This window comes from Salibacterium aidingense DSM 18341 (assembly GCF_000429685.1).
Classification (GTDB): Bacteria; Bacillota; Bacilli; order Bacillales; family Marinococcaceae; genus Salibacterium; species Salibacterium aidingense.
Window position 1 is genome coordinate 1 of the sequence record NZ_AUCI01000013.1, and the last position, 13,087, is coordinate 13,087.

Annotated in this window: 15 protein-coding genes, 1 tRNA gene and 2 rRNA genes; 10 read left to right on the forward strand and 8 right to left on the reverse strand. The window is 35.1% G+C overall.

The annotated features are described in order from the left end of the window. From G475_RS0113310 to G475_RS0113345, 8 genes are all read left to right on the forward strand, one after another. A 23S ribosomal RNA gene (locus G475_RS0113310) occupies positions 1 to 98 on the forward strand; the annotation flags it as partial. Between the two features lie 164 nt (positions 99 to 262). After that, positions 263 to 380 (forward strand): 5S ribosomal RNA (rrf, locus tag G475_RS0113315). Positions 381 to 396: 16 nt separating this feature from the next. Beyond that, a tRNA-Thr gene (locus G475_RS0113320) sits at positions 397 to 472 on the forward strand. 119 nt (positions 473 to 591) lie between these two features. Further along, entirely contained in the window at positions 592 to 1,509 is a 918-nt protein-coding gene (locus tag G475_RS0113325; protein ID WP_026701718.1) for a tyrosine-type recombinase/integrase, read from the forward strand. A 304-nt stretch (positions 1,510 to 1,813) separates the two neighbouring features. Then, the gene (locus G475_RS0113330; RefSeq protein WP_026701719.1) at positions 1,814 to 2,587 is read left to right on the forward strand and encodes a DUF2971 domain-containing protein; all 774 of its coding nucleotides are present in this window, start codon (positions 1,814 to 1,816) and stop codon (positions 2,585 to 2,587) included. Positions 2,588 to 2,997: 410 nt separating this feature from the next. After that, positions 2,998 to 3,384, forward strand: a complete 387-nt coding sequence (locus tag G475_RS0113335) for a hypothetical protein (RefSeq protein ID WP_051302515.1) — start codon at positions 2,998 to 3,000, stop codon at positions 3,382 to 3,384. Positions 3,385 to 3,521: 137 nt separating this feature from the next. After that, positions 3,522 to 3,971 (forward strand): SgcJ/EcaC family oxidoreductase, encoded by a 450-nt coding sequence (locus G475_RS0113340; protein WP_026701721.1) that lies wholly within the window; start codon positions 3,522 to 3,524, stop codon positions 3,969 to 3,971. 589 nt (positions 3,972 to 4,560) lie between these two features. After that, positions 4,561 to 5,595 (forward strand): HEPN domain-containing protein, encoded by a 1,035-nt coding sequence (locus G475_RS0113345; protein WP_026701722.1) that lies wholly within the window; start codon positions 4,561 to 4,563, stop codon positions 5,593 to 5,595. 46 nt (positions 5,596 to 5,641) lie between these two features. On the opposite strand, the gene G475_RS0113350 is transcribed toward G475_RS0113345, so the two are convergent. The 3 genes from G475_RS0113350 to G475_RS0113360 all read right to left on the reverse strand — a co-directional run bounded on the left by G475_RS0113350 (position 5,642) and on the right by G475_RS0113360 (position 8,162). Continuing rightward, positions 5,642 to 7,042 carry a competence protein CoiA gene (locus G475_RS0113350; RefSeq protein ID WP_026701723.1) on the reverse strand — a complete coding sequence of 467 codons (1,401 nt, stop codon included), beginning with the start codon at positions 7,040 to 7,042 and terminating at the stop codon, positions 5,642 to 5,644. 131 nt (positions 7,043 to 7,173) lie between these two features. Then, a complete protein-coding gene (locus G475_RS0113355) occupies positions 7,174 to 7,365 on the reverse strand; it encodes a helix-turn-helix domain-containing protein (protein WP_035711216.1) in 192 nt (63 codons plus the stop codon). Positions 7,366 to 7,415: 50 nt separating this feature from the next. Then, a complete protein-coding gene (locus tag G475_RS0113360; protein ID WP_026701725.1) occupies positions 7,416 to 8,162 on the reverse strand; it encodes a helix-turn-helix domain-containing protein in 747 nt (248 codons plus the stop codon). Positions 8,163 to 8,311: 149 nt separating this feature from the next. On the opposite strand from G475_RS0113360, the gene G475_RS0113365 reads away from it, so the two are divergent. Together G475_RS0113365 and G475_RS0113370 are read left to right on the forward strand one after the other, a co-directional pair. Beyond that, on the forward strand, positions 8,312 to 9,163 hold the full coding sequence (locus G475_RS0113365) for a hypothetical protein (RefSeq protein ID WP_026701726.1): 852 nt from the start codon (positions 8,312 to 8,314) through the stop codon (positions 9,161 to 9,163). Then, positions 9,160 to 9,981: a hypothetical protein gene (locus G475_RS0113370; protein ID WP_026701727.1), complete on the forward strand. Its 822-nt coding sequence runs from the start codon at positions 9,160 to 9,162 to the stop codon at positions 9,979 to 9,981. The genes G475_RS0113365 and G475_RS0113370 overlap by 4 nt, the downstream gene beginning before the upstream one ends. A 217-nt stretch (positions 9,982 to 10,198) precedes the next feature. On the opposite strand, the gene radC (G475_RS25080) is transcribed toward G475_RS0113370, so the two are convergent. From radC (G475_RS25080) to G475_RS25090, 5 genes are all read right to left on the reverse strand, one after another. Beyond that, on the reverse strand, positions 10,199 to 10,819 hold the full coding sequence (gene radC / locus G475_RS25080; RefSeq protein WP_084414116.1) for a RadC family protein: 621 nt from the start codon (positions 10,817 to 10,819) through the stop codon (positions 10,199 to 10,201). A 162-nt stretch (positions 10,820 to 10,981) separates the two neighbouring features. After that, entirely contained in the window at positions 10,982 to 11,110 is a 129-nt protein-coding gene (locus tag G475_RS27905; protein WP_267880106.1) for a hypothetical protein, read from the reverse strand. Positions 11,111 to 11,509: 399 nt separating this feature from the next. Beyond that, positions 11,510 to 11,836: a RadC family protein gene (gene radC / locus G475_RS27765; RefSeq protein WP_233275775.1), complete on the reverse strand. Its 327-nt coding sequence runs from the start codon at positions 11,834 to 11,836 to the stop codon at positions 11,510 to 11,512. A gap of 5 nt (positions 11,837 to 11,841) precedes the next feature. Beyond that, complete coding sequence (locus G475_RS27770) at positions 11,842 to 12,108, reverse strand: helix-hairpin-helix domain-containing protein (protein ID WP_233275776.1); 267 nt, start codon at positions 12,106 to 12,108, stop codon at positions 11,842 to 11,844. Positions 12,109 to 12,331: 223 nt separating this feature from the next. Beyond that, complete coding sequence (locus tag G475_RS25090; protein WP_051302520.1) at positions 12,332 to 13,063, reverse strand: hypothetical protein; 732 nt, start codon at positions 13,061 to 13,063, stop codon at positions 12,332 to 12,334. Positions 13,064 to 13,087: the final 24 nt, after the last annotated feature.

Here is a 13,087-nt window from a genome sequence, read left to right on the forward strand (position 1 = left end):
AGTAAGACCCCTGAGAGATGATCAGGTGGATAGGTCTGAGGTGGAAGCGTGGCAACACGTGGAGCTGACAGATACTAATCGGTCGAGGGCTTATCCAAAACACCAAGGTGGTCTATGGCTGGATGCTTCGTTATGCAGTTTTGAGGGAATACCATTCCCGATCTTTCAAGCAGCAGGATCGATGATCTTGCGATAAAAGGATCTTCTGTTAAAATCGCGAACGTCCTGTTCGCAACACAGAAGCCAGCCCGTCCAGGGCAAGTCTGGTGGTGATGGCGGAGAGGTTCCACCCGTTCCCATGCCGAACACGGAAGTTAAGCTCTCCAGCGCCGATGATAATGAAGGGGGCAACCCTTTGTGAAAGTAGGACACTGCCAGGCTATTTTATATACATAAGCTTCCTTAGCTCAGTTGGTAGAGCGCATCCATGGTAAGGATGAGGTCACCGGTTCGAGTCCGGTAGGAAGCTCCATCATACTGCGCCAAAGGTTTGACGATTTTCTAAGGCTTCAACAAGAATATGGTCAACCACAAACTATATAAAACGTCTATAGCCCATCTTCTTTCCACGAGAAAGAGGGTGGGTTTTTTATGCTTTTGAAATTTGCAATTCAAGATTTCCTCGATGATCGGAAATTTAATAACCTTTCTCAAACAACCATTTCATCATACGAGTATTCCCTTAAGATATTTCATGACTTCTGTGTCCATCAAAAGAATATCACTGACCTTACCGAGATCACTCCACACATGGTAAAAGCATTCCTCATACACGAACAACAGGAGAAAAAGAATAAGCCTGCATCCATTAATACAAAGCTAAAGAACTTGAACGCATTTTTTAACTATATGATCGAGATTGAAATGATCGAAAAAAATCCAGCAGTGAAAATCAAAAAGCAAAAAGAAGATATCCGCATTGATGTTTTTAAAGATCACCACATTCATAAAATGCTTGGATACTATAAGCGACAAAAAAGAAAAGAATATTCCTTTCATTCCTATAGAAACTTTTCCCTTATATTCTTCTTGCTAGGTACAGGAGTACGTTTAGGTGAGATGTGTAATGTGAAATGGTCAGATATTGATTATGAACATAAGCAAGTCACCATCTTTGGAAAGAAACGAACAATAAGTACTATACCTGTAACTGAGAAATTATTAAAAGAAATGGCAGAATACCGTATGTTTTGTGAACGCTATTTCAATGAAACATCAGAGTATGTATTTGTGAATTTAAAGAATGAACGATTAACAGAGAATGCAGTACAAAACATTTTTAAAAGACTGGCAAAGATTATGAACTTCCGAGATGTGCGGTTGTCGGCTCATACATTCAGACATACCTTTGCGCACCGCTACTTGCTTGCAGGAGGTGATGTGTTCAGTCTTCAAAAGATCCTCAGGCATGAAAAGATGGATATGGTTCAAAGGTATCTCGCACTTTGGGGAACAGACCTGTCCCAGCAAAACGACAAATACAATCCATTAAATGATATCGATATTTAAAAGGAGGTAATTTGCATGGATTCACTTTCCGACAGCCTAAAAAAGAAACGATTGATCGTTTTGACGGATATCTAATCGTTAATGAACACGAATAATAAAGTCATTTAAAGATAAAATAGTTGTTTTAAACTCCCCTTCTATTCAAGAATCGGGCCAGTATTGGAATAAGAAATGTTATTATTAAATGTAGTTATTTCATTTGAAGTGAATATTTGAATAGAGGAACAGTGATGAAATGTAGAATAGGAACATCTTGTAGGGAAGTCGTTTTGATAAATTGGTACGTAATAAACAGGAGGAAGTCATGTCCAAAATTTATAGATTTGTCAGTTTTGAGTCCTTTGTTGATATGATAATGACACAATCATTAACTTTTGTGCATCCCAGTCTTTGGGATGATCCATATGAGTTAAGTTTAATTGAATCTAAATTTAAAAAAATCATCGATTCTGATGATTCGATCTCTACAGAACGTACTGTAGACACTATACTTCATCAAATTATAACGAATAAGTTATATTGCCAATCTTGGACAAAACTAAATGAGAGCGATGCTTTATGGAGAATTTATAATAATAATAATACTTCAGTACGTATTGAAATTGACTTAAATGACATTTCAAAACTTGAAAATGTTGAAGCTTTAGAAGTAGAGTATGTGGACGACCCTTATGAGTTAGTAGAAAAAGAGTCTTTTTATGATTTGATTAGAATCAAAAGAAAAGCGTTTTCACATGAAAGTGAAATTAGACTAGTAACTCATTATAAATTTAATGGAACCGAAGACGCTCAAGAATACATAAAAGACTATTTAAAGCTAAGTGGAGATTCGAGGTTATATAAAAATATTGAAATTGAAGAAATTTCTACTGAAGTAGAAAGAATCGTCTCAAAATTAAATTTAAATCTAAAGAATAAAACTTTTCAGATTTACTACGGGCATATTGATAATTTTATTAAATCAATTATGTTAAATCCCTTTGCACCAGAATGGTTTAATGGCACCTTAAAAATGTTTTGCGAACAGAATGGAATCAATTACCTTGGCAAATCTGAATTGTACAGGGCAAATAAGTAATCTAAATAAATCGCCTAACTGAGCACTCATGCTACGGAGGATAATTCTCCTTGGACAAGTAGAATATCAGGAACTCAAGCACAGAACTTAATCCCGTTAATTATATTTGTATATCCGGTAATCTCCATTGTAATTGGTGTTCTTGGATATTACATTTTTAAGAATATCTATATGGCACCTATATTAGTACGATAATTACAGTTATGGCATTCTTTACAGTATTTAATTATACATTTTGGGTTTGGGCAGCCCTATACACATTATTGTCATTTTTATCAGGATTAACTATTAAATTGTTATCTTCCAAAAAGCCAATCTGAATTACCTAGTTTAAACAGACGGGCGCAATCCTGAAGTAAGGATAGTGTTTTTAATTTATTTCAAACTAAGAGCGTTAAGGGGTTATGTCTATGAGATTTTTATTTACCCTTGTCATATTATTACCTCTAGTTGGTTGTAATTTAGACACAAAGACGGTTGCCGAATTCTATGAGCAAGACCTTAGCGAAGTAACTAAAATAGTTATTACGAATGGTAACACTGGCTTCGAAAAGACAGTTACATATAATGGAGACATAGAAAGTTTTTTAAGTGATATAAAAGAGGTTAAGTTTATTCCAGACGAAAACCAAGAGAATAGAAGTGGTTTTAATTATTTAATTACCCTTTTTGAAGATGGTGAAAAGACTGTTCAATTTGGATTAACGAAGGTACAAGGAAATTATTATCACACGGAACCAGACATTTATCCAATTGTTGATGACTTCTATAAAAACCTAGACGTTGAAAAGCAATAATTACTTATGCAATTAACGGGCGCAAATCCGGAATAAGAATTGCACTTTTTCTTGGCTTAAAGGGTCATTATCTTGAATACAAAAAAATTGAATGTGATAAACTTAAGAAGACGTTGGGAAAGGAGGAGGCATAGAACATGAATACTTCATTCCGTGATGAAATCGAAAATCTTTATCTAAAACTAATAGATGCGTGGAATAAACGTCAAGCCCAAGGAATGGCTGAACAATTCGCAGAACAGGGAGTTCAAATTGGGTTTGATGGAAGTAAGGTAATTGGACAAGAAGAAATCTTATCGCACCTCGAGCCTATCTTTGAACAATATCCTACTGCTCCTTTTGTAACTAAAGTTAAAGATATACGGCCTTTGGGAACTGATGCCGCAATTTTACACGCTATTGCAGGGATGATTCCACCTGGAAAGACAGATATCGAGCCCACGGTAAACGCTCATCAAACTCTAGTGGCAGTGAAAAAGGATGGTGATTGGCGTGTTGAGCTCTTTCAAAATACACCTGCTCAGTTTCATGGTAGACCCGAGTTAGTTGAGGAGATGACTGATGAGTTAAGGCAGTTACTTAGGTAACAGTTTTGTGAAGCAAGCGGGTGCGATTGTGGAAGTTTTTCAAACAACTTTTTTATCATGTATTCTGTTTTAAAGGTGGAAAAGCCCGTCATTTTAAACAACTATTTTTTGATATAGATGCATTATTTATAGGAGAAATGCGGCTTAAATGAAACAACTTTATTATTTATGAACAGTTAGTTTAAATACAAGAGCAATTGAGTTAGAATATGAGTGGGGAGGAGAGACCTATTACATCCCCCTGTCTGACGATAAACATTTCATACAAGTAAGGAATGGCAATGAATACATCACAGTAAGCTGTCAGAGCGCACTAGTAACAACAGATAAGGATTGTCAGGGCATCCTATTCATTCATTATATGAAGGCGTATATAGCAGAGTTAAGCCTTTACAGGAGGTGTAGGAGTTACAGTAAACATTGGTAGATGTCGGTGTGTTTATTTTTTCGGTATAATAATCATTTATTTTAGTATAATAGATCATGGAGAAGTTAACTTTCATTCGCTAAATTAAAATGTCCAAACTTCTCTTGATTCCTCACGTTCATTTGTTTAATAGGGAGTGATATTATTAATAAAGTCATAAAAATGACATTTCCTCTATTTGAAAGAAGTGCTTCAGATTATAAATTAATAACAAAAAGTTTTTCAAAAGTTTGGGGAGAAGTGCCAGGTGTTTTATCAAAGATAGATTTGGACTCAAAAATAGGCTCCCTAATACTCAACATTGATTGGGAAGAACACATACCAGTAATTTTAGAAAAAAATGCAATTAATTCATTTTTTACAATAGAAAACTACTTTTCGGGAAAATTTACTGAAGAGCAATTATGGGAATTCGGTCAAAATAATAATTTTCCTGACTGTATAGATGTTAATTGTTTGGTGAAAGTGGACACTACCAAAAATGCAAATTATTCGATTGAAAAAATTGTTCGGGTGATTGAGTACTACATTGAGAACATTTTCTTTCAGATATTTTTGACTCTAAATTTAAGTGCACCAGGCTCATTTGATAGTTATAATCCAACAAATGCTAAAACAAATTTAGAGTTACATAAATATTCTTCCTCTCAGTTAGAAACTGCTTGGATTAATAGCATTAATCTTGGATGGCCAGAGATTGAAAGTTTAGAATTAAGTAAAGTATGGGCTTGGATGGAGTCATTAGAATTTGGATCTAGACAAATAGCAAAGAATAGGACTGAAAAGGCATTATTTTCTATCTTACATTTTTGCTGTGAAGAAAAAGTTAGTCCTACACAGTTGATTTGGATTTCGCTTGCTTTAGAAGCCTTATACGATACCCCGAAAGGCCAAATCAACAGAATTTTTTTGGATAGAATTATTTTATTTTTAAATATTCCCGAAAATAATAAAAAGGTATATAAAAAGAAAATTAGGGATTTTTATGATTTGAGAAGCCGTTTTGTTCATGGTGATTTAGACATAGAAAATCCCTTAAAAAACAACGTCTTAGATAATAGTATTTTTGACTATGATTCTATAATTTTGGAGAACTGTGCTTTTGGCCTTTCTATTGTAATAGCTACTTTGCAAAAAATGATAAAAAATCAGTGGAACTCATTAGACTTTTATGAAAGTTATAAAGGGGTTAAATAAAATACATTTTTTGAAGCAGTTATCTCTAGGAATGAAGAATGCGGTTTTAACTGTTCGTAAATTTATCGCAGTTTGTCAGCATCTGATTTTTTATTCTGACACCTAATTTTACAACGGTAGGAAAATGACCAGTTTTCAGAAAAGAAATTTCTTCCTCGTTCACCAGCTCTACTTTAATAGCTTTTCGTGTTGAGTCTTCTTCCGGATTAAATAAGTTGAAAGCTTTTAGCAGAATCGAAAAAAACTCGCCTATATTGATAGGTTCATTTATATCGTGATCTTCTGGCAAAATCCCCCGTTTTCTCAATTCAAATTTTCTTCTCTTTGCTGTAGTTATATGCATACCATCCGCAAGTAGGCGATGTCGTTCACTTTTTGAATCATAGAGAAATTCGTATAAGCACCATTCCAGGTGACCCCAGGTAAGATAATCAATGATAGGTTGTTGTTTCTTCTTTCTATTTATCTCTTTCTCCCAAGAAGCTGGATAAAGCAAGCTGGCATAGAAGTGGCCGACTTCTGTAATTAATCGGTCATTAAATATTATTTCTCCGTCTACCATTACTTGAGAGCATGTTTTAGGAACAAAGGGATATAAGTACCGTGGCACCGATATATGTTGTTTGAAATCATCCAAATCTACTTTAAAATCATACCCTGGTAAAGGCGATTTTTTTAACGTGGTGTTGGGTATTGTTATTTGCATACTTTCTATTCCGTAATTTTTCTTGTTTTCTATATAAGGTGTGAGATCCTCTACGCCAAAACATTCCCCTTTTAAATTGAAACAAATATCTTCTAATAAATACCTAGTATCTTTTCCTGAAAAAATTCGGTGATTGACCGCTTCCCCTTCTCGGAAAATCATTATCTCTTTCGTATGAGGATTCAGGGAAACAAGGGAATTTACACCAAAGGTAGACGGCTCCATTAAAGACTGACCGATAGCTGTTACTTGATAGAGGAGGTTCTCTTTTTGAAGCAAATTTTCTCCTATAATCCATATATCTATAATATCTGCATCTCGGTATAATTTTCGACGTTTTTTAACGTCCTCATCTGTTATAGAAGAACGCTGATATTCAATCGCCCATTCTTGCCCATTTTTAAATCGGAGGTATACGTCGGCTACTTGATTAGTCTCATCGATTCTATGTTCCATGTCAATTTCTTCAGCAACGTCTCGGTAATACTTTTCGAAATAATGGAACAACAAGACCTTCCCTTCTTCGTGCTCTTTTGATTCATTTTCCAAGAAACAATCAACATTACGCTCATGTTTAAAATGTGGAACTCTTATGGAACCCCAATGTAGTGAAACTCTTTGATTGCAGAAGTGACAAGTGAACTTATTTAATTTGTTCTGTTTCTTGAGAAAATCTCTTTTATTTTCCCATGTCCGACTTTTCAAATTTATAACTTGATTATCCATTGAAGCCTTATACATCAAAAACACCTCCCACTAAGTATCATAAACACATTAACTAATGTAATTTTTAGCTCATTAAAGACTATCTCTAAGGACTGAATCCTAATAATGCATTCTAAGTTCCCACTTGGCAAATGTGGAAAAGAAAGTTATCCCTCGCCCTTTTCTCCGTTCAACCAGTTAAAAAAAACTTCCCGTGATATTTTTATTCTTTTCCCCACATGAACGACATGGAATTGTCCGGAATTGACTAATTCATAAGCTTGTCTTCTGCCAATGCCTAATATTGATTGAATATGTGAAACATCCAAGGCAGCAGGATAATTGTTCATGGTATACATTATTATCTATCCTTTCAAGTTAATTAGCATTTTAAGAAAAGTAAAATTGCCTATTCTTCTTCAAATTTGTGTTGCACCTGTTTAAGTAATTGAGCAGTGTATTCATCTCTAACATGATCAAGTTGCTTCGCACTTGTTAGTAACCGATTCTTCGGAATCCAACCAATGTATTGAGGATTTTTTTCACGTAGTTGAATATGTTTTTCTGCAAGCTCAAAAGGAGAATAACTTTTTTCTAGTGGCAAGTAGTACGGGTTAAGGAATGTATCAATTTTTTCAATAGAAAATATAATTTCTGCAATGAAATTTCTTCCACTGTCAACACTTAATTTTTCTTTGGTTCTTCCGTCATAAATACTTCTTCTGTCACCATTACTTGCTTCTTGTTCAACATGAACAATGTAATGGTATTCATTTTCACTAAATGGATTTACGGATAGCTCATCAATGTTTGAAAGGGAGGAAGCAGGTTCTTTGTTGTTGTTCGCACTCAAATTAATGACAATAGGTTTGTATTCATTTAAATAAAAATCATCAAAGAAGATCTCTATATTTACTTTGAAATCTTTGCATATGGCGTGAAGGGCTCTAGCAGAGACATCTTTTGTTTTTTCACGTTCAATCATAGTAAGAGTAGACTGAGAGACAAGTTTGACGCGATTAGCTACACTATTGCCACTGTAAATCTGACCAAAATGTTTATGTAGAATTTCCCTTATAAAACGAATTCTTGGCCCTATATCTCTACTAGCCATTTCTAAATACTCGGATTCATTAAGTACTATGTTATCTCCCATAGATTTCATTTCCTCCAATTATTTGTTATAGTCTTTATTATACACTATATTTATTATAATTTGAATAGTTATGTAAAAATAAATAATAGCTAAGTAATCAGTTTAGGTGCAGTACGATAAAAGATAAGACAATTAAGGGGGACGACAGTGTGAGTAAACAAATATCTAATTTTCATTCATACCTTGTGAATAATAACGGTAATCAGACATTTGATATATCAACAGATGGATATTTTGTAGTTCAAAGGAAAATTATTTCGGATGTTTATAAGGATATGGATCCTTATATCTTCAAGCTCTATTTATATCTTTGCAAGAATGTAGACATTAAATATAAAAAGGTGAAAAAGGCAAAAACCGAAATGATGAAAGATTTGAATTTTAAGAGGTATTACGTAGATAAATACATAGACTGGTTGCATAAAAATTACTTTATCCAAAGGACAAATGCTAATAAACACCAGATGTATCAGACAAAGATATTAACTGCGCCAGACTATGATCCGTATACTCAAACATTTTATAGTTGTAAAGACATACAGTCTGATTTGGGTAATCTCAAAAATCATAATCATGGCTATATCATGTTGCCACATACAGCGATAAAGGATGCAATGCTTATAAATAAATCTCGTTACTGGGGTCAAATGAGGATGAAGACGTGGCTATTGTTATATGCGCATTGCTGGCTTCAATTTTTCGGAGGGATTGATCCAGATAAGGTATCTATTGATCAGAACGGCTATGTCAGCCTTAACAAAGGGTTTAGTTATAATTTAAAAAGTTCTTTAGATAGTGTTATTAAAGTTATAATCAAATTCATAAAAGATGGCTTTTTAAAGCCGGTTCGATGTATATATCAAAGGGGAATATATAAAGGAGATTACGGCCTTGTTACGAAAGACAAATATGATGAGGAAAGGATTGTATTAAGGCCATATTATCTGCGTAGTAAAAAAGTGGAGAAATTATACCTGGAGGGGAGGAAGATGATTACATGAACCAAACTACACTTAGTAGAATTAAAACATATATAAAGAAGCGGGAGGTTGATATTGACCACAATAACAGCTCCTATATATGTATTCATGATCAACCAAAAGAAATGCCTCATGAAACAGACAGACGTGCCAACCGTCTACAGGATATTAATATGATGGACTTTCAATCTAAAGTGACAATGTTGTTAAGAGCTAACCTAAAGGAGAATCAACAACAATGTCCACTCCCTAAGGGTATGTATCGAGTTGAAATTATGGTCGAAACATCACGTAGGGTTGATGAACTCCCATTATTGCCAGTAATGAAATCTGTTATCGATAGTTTTGATCGTGAAGTTGTTGCCAATGATTATGATATCTATCAATGTGATATTCAGTATAGATATGTCGGGGCGAAGACTGGTAAGACAAATCCCGATGATTTTTTAACTGTTCAATGCTTTGATATGTACTCAGATATTCTTCTAGTAGACTTTCAATCGGTTAATATAAATATCGAGCCTAAAGTAAAACCTCACGTCCTTAATTTTGATGAGCACACATACTTTTTTCCTGAACATGATTTTTACTATGTCAGTATTGTAGATGCTCTCCATCAGAATAATATTCAATGCAAGGCAAGTAAAACATACGCCGTAGATATTAATTTTTCAGGAAGTATTGTTAATAAGGATATTGATAATATGGCTAAAGTCTATTACCCTATCCTTTCAGAAGGTTTAGGAGTGCAGGAAGACTATATAACAACCCTGTGTCTTAGAAAATGTAAAACGATTGATATACAAAGCTGCATTGAGATAGATATACAATGTAATTGACTATACCTACCATAAACTCCAGTATGCCAAGGACTTCAGGTGATATAAGTATAGCAAGAACAACAACATATAATAGCGAACTTTTTATGGTTATAATGTTATTTTGGGAAATGGTACAACGTACCAATTATTGTACGCTGTACCATATTTATAATAAGATTTTTAGTAGAGGTAATTCTCTAGTAAATGTTAACCAATTTACATCCGAAACCTTTTTCTATTTAGTGTTTTGAAGATATCCCTTTTCTTTCAAGGAGGCGTGTTGTTCACCTCCGATAATAAGGTGATCTAATATTTCAATGCCGATCATCTTCCCTGCATCTGTTAATCGGTGCGTTACGTTGATATCTTCCTTGCTGGGTGTGACGTCTCCGCTAGGATGGTTATGTGCGACGACAGCGTTAGTGCAGCTACGACGGATTAAATGTTTGAAACATTCTCTTGGATGTACGATGGATGAATTTAATGAACCGACAAACACAGTTTCACGAAACATCACTTCGTTTTTCGTGTTTAGTCCAAGTACAACGAAATGTTCACGATCAAGATATTGCATATCTTTCAAGTATTCATATCCATCTTCAGGAGACCGAATGATAAATCGCTCGTCGGATGCAGATGTATTCATACGTGCAAGTTTTAGAGCGGCGACGATTTGTTTTGCTTTCACTGTGCCGATGCCCTTAATTTGTAGGAGCTCTTCTTCTGTTACATCAAGTAACTCTTTCACAGAAGGATAACGTGTAAAGATTTCATTGACGACATAGCTGTCTTCTTTTTCACGGGTTGTTGTGGCCAGTAGGTTTTTAAATGTCATTTTATCGATTGTGTTGTTCATTATATGTTCCTCCTAAATGTGTTTTGTAATAAAAAAGGAGAGACGATGGCCGTCCCTCCAGGTCAATTCATATGATTCTCTTTATTTATAATTAATGTAGATTCATTGGTGAGATTCATCTGCACATCGTCTTTGTGCAATAAAACACTCATCGATCATGTGTCACAACTGATGAGTGTTTACGATGTGAAGATTCAATAGTTTGTTTTGCAACTGCAGCACTTCTAATAGAAGCAGATCGTAAAGGGAACCTGTGGGCTGTTCATTGGTACTTAATGATATGATCGACATGTAGTTCATCTACATAACTTTTCAGTAATTCCTGGGCGAAATTTAGATACATCAATGAGACGGTTTTGTTCACATGGCAGTTTCTTGTTGTAGATAACACGACTTCAATCAATACATATCACAGACATTTTTAATAACTAATTATTCAGTTCAATGTTACAATTTTTGATTTTTAAGTGTATATATAAGAGTGATCGTCATTTCATCAACTTTCACATAAGTGGTTGATCTGACTTATTTTACAGAAGGCTGTTGTATCAAGATCTTAGTCTAATATCACGTGGCACTAAGAGATAGTACGGTAAGTTTGCATAACTTCAGCCCATTTATGAATGAAACAGGAGGAGAGCCAGTGATGATACTGACTCCAGCGTATTCACTAGCTCTCTGTAAAATTTTTTATAGGTGTCCTTGTTCCTTCAAGCTTGAATACTTTTCATGGCCAATGATGAGGTGATCGAGGATTTCGATGCCGATTGTGTCACCTGCATCTGCTAAACGTTTTGTAACACTCACATCTTCTTTGCTTGGTGTAACATCTCCGCTAGGATGATTATGCGCTACGATAGCACTTGCGCAGCTACGACGGATTAAGTGCTTAAAACATTCCCGGGGATGCACGATGGATGAATTCAATGATCCGATAAATACTGTTTCCCGAAAAAGGATTTCGTTTTTCGTATTTAAACCAAGAACGACGAAATGTTCACGGTCAAAATATTGCATGTCTTTTATACATCTTCAGGTGAACGAATGATAAAACGATCTTCAGATGGACATGGATTTGTACGAGCGAGCTGCAGAGCAGCGATTATTTGTTTTGCTTTCACACTACCGATGCCTTTGATCTGCATCAGTTCTTCTTCTGTAACGTCAAGAACCTCTTGTACGGAAGGGTAACGATTGAAGAGTTCGTTCACAACATAGCTGTCTTCCTTTTCCCGTGTTGTTGTAGCTAGTAAATTTTTAAACGTCATTTTATCGATAAGATTGTTCATCAATAATTCCTCCTAAATTGTATTTATAATAGAAAAGGAGCGACAATGATTGCCGCTCCCGATTTGATTGAATAGTTGAGATTCTATATACTGTTGTGCATGTTGCTGATGGGTTCATTTGTGGATGAGCCCATCTCAGTGCATAAAAAAGCTCATCGACTGCATCTGCAATCCATGAGCTCGTTATTCGTTATATTGTTGTTCATTCAATAAATGCCACCTCCTACAACGTTTCCTTCAGTATGATCAAGTCTTTAATAAAGGTAGACGCTTGTTTCTTTGTTAACTCTGGACTACGTTCAACATTAAAGTTCATCTTCATCATCTCTTTCGCTACATCCGTTGACATGTCCAATTCATCAACAGTGCGAAAAATCATCTGGAGCTGGGCTCTTGTTGCCTTATCCTCAGCACTACTCCTATTCTTTGGCTTCTGAATATCTTCAATGTCTTGCGTGAAGATACCACTCGATCGTGTTGCGGATAGAACAGCATCAATCAACGCTCGTTTCTTTGCCATTTTCAATACTGTGTTGACGATCGTATAAGGATCTTGTTGTTGAAACGATGATTCCTTACTGTTACAGAAACCTAAACCTTCCGCTTCGATACCTCCATTGTCTTTACGTACAAGCGTCATCTTCACCTCATAAGCAAAAATGCCAGACTCCCATTGTTCGATACGATTGACGACATCGGCTGTCTTAGAAAAACCAAATACATCGCAGAGTTTTTCAGCACCAGGTTTCAGTAAAGTAGGCTTTGAAAAACCATCAACTGATCCATAATCAACCCCCTTCACCATGCAGTCTTGAACGAATGTTTGTAATTCTTCTATTCGTTGTTTTGATTCAGATGAAGATACGACGATGTTTGGCAATGATTGTTTACCTGCCGCTCCATCCGTAGAAAAATGTAAAACATTGTTGCTGACAGATTGTTGATTGCTTGTCATTTGAATTTCACCTCCTTTCAATGA

Excerpts from the sequence above, each read along its gene's own strand:
- G475_RS0113325 (WP_026701718.1), top strand. The coding sequence starts at position 592 with ATGCTTTTGAAATTTGCAATTCAAGATTTCCTCGATGATCGGAAATTT.
- G475_RS0113330 (WP_026701719.1), top strand. The coding sequence starts at position 1,814 with ATGTCCAAAATTTATAGATTTGTCAGTTTTGAGTCCTTTGTTGATATG.
- G475_RS0113335 (WP_051302515.1), top strand. The coding sequence starts at position 2,998 with ATGAGATTTTTATTTACCCTTGTCATATTATTACCTCTAGTTGGTTGT.
- G475_RS0113340 (WP_026701721.1), top strand. The coding sequence starts at position 3,522 with ATGAATACTTCATTCCGTGATGAAATCGAAAATCTTTATCTAAAACTA.
- G475_RS0113345 (WP_026701722.1), top strand. The coding sequence starts at position 4,561 with ATGACATTTCCTCTATTTGAAAGAAGTGCTTCAGATTATAAATTAATA.
- G475_RS0113350 (WP_026701723.1), bottom strand. The coding sequence starts at position 7,042 with ATGTATAAGGCTTCAATGGATAATCAAGTTATAAATTTGAAAAGTCGG.
- G475_RS0113355 (WP_035711216.1), bottom strand. The coding sequence starts at position 7,365 with ATGTATACCATGAACAATTATCCTGCTGCCTTGGATGTTTCACATATT.
- G475_RS0113360 (WP_026701725.1), bottom strand. The coding sequence starts at position 8,162 with ATGGGAGATAACATAGTACTTAATGAATCCGAGTATTTAGAAATGGCT.
- G475_RS0113370 (WP_026701727.1), top strand. The coding sequence starts at position 9,160 with ATGAACCAAACTACACTTAGTAGAATTAAAACATATATAAAGAAGCGG.
- radC (WP_084414116.1), bottom strand. The coding sequence starts at position 10,819 with ATGAACAACACAATCGATAAAATGACATTTAAAAACCTACTGGCCACA.
- G475_RS27905 (WP_267880106.1), bottom strand. The coding sequence starts at position 11,110 with ATGTCGATCATATCATTAAGTACCAATGAACAGCCCACAGGTTCCCTT.
- radC (WP_233275775.1), bottom strand. The coding sequence starts at position 11,836 with ATGCAATATTTTGACCGTGAACATTTCGTCGTTCTTGGTTTAAATACG.
- G475_RS27770 (WP_233275776.1), bottom strand. The coding sequence starts at position 12,108 with ATGAACAATCTTATCGATAAAATGACGTTTAAAAATTTACTAGCTACA.
- G475_RS25090 (WP_051302520.1), bottom strand. The coding sequence starts at position 13,063 with ATGACAAGCAATCAACAATCTGTCAGCAACAATGTTTTACATTTTTCT.